At 76.0% G+C, this 2,592-nt stretch carries 3 protein-coding genes and 1 pseudogene; all 4 read left to right on the top strand.

Annotated features, from left to right (window positions below; genetic code table 11):
• A partial coding sequence (gene rfaE2, locus DKL51_RS30225) for a D-glycero-beta-D-manno-heptose 1-phosphate adenylyltransferase (protein WP_124812881.1) occupies positions 1–531 on the top strand: 531 nt, incomplete at its 5' end.
• 76 nt (positions 532–607) lie between these two features.
• Positions 608–1,303 (top strand): SDR family oxidoreductase, encoded by a 696-nt coding sequence (locus DKL51_RS30220; protein WP_423790635.1) that lies wholly within the window; start codon positions 608–610, stop codon positions 1,301–1,303.
• Positions 1,300–2,256, top strand: a complete 957-nt coding sequence (locus tag DKL51_RS30215; RefSeq protein WP_109942803.1) for a glycosyltransferase family 9 protein — start codon at positions 1,300–1,302, stop codon at positions 2,254–2,256. Before DKL51_RS30220 ends, DKL51_RS30215 begins: the two co-directional genes overlap by 4 nt.
• Positions 2,253–2,592, top strand: a pseudogene (locus DKL51_RS30210) (alpha/beta fold hydrolase); the annotation flags it as partial. The gene DKL51_RS30215 and the pseudogene DKL51_RS30210, both read left to right, overlap by 4 nt.

Genomic DNA, 2,592 nt, shown 5'->3' with positions numbered 1-2,592 from the left:
GGCCTGCACCGGGACCAGGAGCGGCCGAGGGCCGTGGCGCCGGTCCGCACCGCCGAGGAGCTGATCGCGAAGGTACGCGCCGACGGCGGCACCGTGGTGGCCACCGGCGGGTGCTTCGACATCCTGCACGCCGGGCACGTCGCCACCCTCCAGGCGGCCCGCCGGCTCGGCGACTGCCTGATCATCTGCCTCAACTCGGACCGCAGCGTCCGCGGCCTCAAGGGGCCGGAGCGCCCGGTCAACCCGGAGGCCGACCGGGCCCGGCTGCTGGCCGCCCTGGACTGCGTCGACGCGGTGGTGGTCTTCGACGAACCCACCCCGCACCAGGTGCTCGCCCGGCTGCGTCCGGACGTCTGGGTCAAGGGCGGCGACTACGCCGGCGACGGCGGTCCGGAGCTGCCCGAGGCCGAACTGATCCACCGGTGGGGCGGAAAGGTCGTCACCGTCCCTTACCTGGCCGGCCGGTCCACCACCGGCACCATCTCCGCCGCGCGCCAGCGCGGTCTTCACCTCGTCAAGGGAGCGGTATGAGCGAGCGTCAGCGAGCGAATCATCTACGCAGTGCCGTGGTGCCTCATGGCGGCACGAAGCGGAGCGGAGTGCCGGCATGAGCAGGGATATGAATGGAGCGGCGGTCCTCGTCACCGGCGGGTCGAGCGGCCTCGGCGCGGCGGTGGTGACCGCGGTGGCCAAGGCCGGCGGGCGGCCGTACGTGCTGGACCGGCAGCCACCGGCCGCCGGGGTGCCGTGGGTGGAGTGCGACCTGGCCGACAGCCGCGCCGCCGAGGCGGCCACCCGGCAGCTCGCCGAGCAGGCGGGTGGCCTGGACGGCGTGGTCACCGCGGCGGGCATGGACGTGCCCGGCAAGCTCGCCGACGTCCCGGGCGAGACCTGGGACCGGATCGTCGCGATCAACCTGCTCGGCACGGCGGCGGTGATCCGGGCGGCGGTGCCGCACCTGGAGCGCTCGCACGGCACGGTGGTCACCGTGGCGTCCACGCTGGGCGTCAAGGCGGTCAGCGACGCCACCGCGTACTGCGCGGCGAAGTTCGGGGTGGTCGGCTTCACCCGGGCCCTCGCCGCCGAACTGGCCGGGAAGGTCGGCGTGACGCTGCTGATCCCGGGTGGCATGCGGACGGCGTTCTTCGACGACCGGGACGAGCAGTACAAGCCCGGCCCGGACGCGATCCTCAACGACCCGGCCGACACCGCCGAGGCGATCATGTTCGCCCTCTCCCAGCCGGCCGGCTGCGCGGTACGGGAGCTGGTGGTCTGCGCCGAGCAGGAGTCGTCGTACCCGTGATCCTCGTTCTCCGGGCGCTCGGCGTCGGCGACCTCGCCACCGGGGTGCCGGCGCTGCGCGCGCTGCGGTCGGCGTACCCCGACCGGGAGCTGGCGCTGGTCGCGCCGCGCTGGTTGGCGCCGCTGATCGACCTGGTCGGCGGCGTCGACCGGCTGGTCCAGGCGGACGGGCTGGGCCACCTGGCGTGGCCCGGCCCGTCGCCGGAGCTGGCGGTCAACCTGCACGGGCGCGGCCCGCAGTCGCACCGGATGCTGGCTGGCACCCGGCCGGGCCGGCTGCTGGCCTTCGCCAACGCCGAGGCCGGGCACCACGACGGCCCGGACTGGCGGGCCGACGAGCACGAGGTCGACCGGTGGTGCCGCCTGCTGGCCTGGTACGGCATTCCGGCCGACCGCACCGACCTGGCGTTGCGCCGGCCGGAGCCGGGCCGGATGCCGGTCGGGGCGAGCATCGTCCATCCCGGCGCGAAGGCCACGCAGCGGCGCTGGCCACCGGCCCGCTTCGCCGAGGTGGCCCGGGCGCTGACCGCGCGCGGCCATCGGGTGGTGGTGACCGGAAACCCGGGCGAGCGGCGGATCGCCGAGGAGGTGGTCCGCCGGGCGGGGCTGCCCGCCGACGCGCTGCTGGCCGGGGAAACCGACCTGGGCGAACTGGCCGCCCTGGTCGCCCACGCCCGGCTGGTGATCAGCGGGGACACCGGCATCGGTCACCTGGCGACCGCCTACGCGGCACCGTCGGTGCTGCTCTTCGGGCCGGTGCCGCCGGCGCAGTGGGGTCCCCCGCCGGACCGGCCCTGGCACCAGGCGCTCTGGGTGGGCCCCCGTCCCCCGGCCGACGACGACCGCCCGCATCCCGCACTCGTGGCGCTGGACGTGCCGCGGGTGCTCGACGCGGTGGACCGGGTGGAACGCGGTCACGCCCGCGGGCTACCGGCCGGTAGCCTGAGCCGGTGAGCGAGGCGGCGGAGTACACCCAGGAGTTCATCGAGGTCGACGGCACCCGGATCGGGGTGCAGACGTACCCCGACCCGGACGGCGTACCCGACGCGCCGGTGGTGCTGATCTGGCCGGCGATGGGCGTCCGGGCCCGGTACTACCGGCCGTTCGCTGCGGCGCTGCGGGCCGCCGGCCTCGGCGTCGCCGTCGCCGACCTGCGCGGCACCGGCGCCAGCACCCCCACCCCCGCCCGCACGTGCCGGTACGGCTACGCCGATCTGGCCGGCGACGTCGGCAGCGTGCTGGAAGCGCTCAAGCCCCGGCTGGACGGGCGCACCCGGCTGCTGCCCGGCC

The sequence above is a fragment of the Micromonospora globispora genome (assembly GCF_003857015.1).
Classification (GTDB): Bacteria; Actinomycetota; Actinomycetes; order Mycobacteriales; family Micromonosporaceae; genus Micromonospora; species Micromonospora globispora.
Note: the sequence above shows the minus strand (reverse complement) of the source record. Positions and strands in the feature narration are given on the sequence as shown.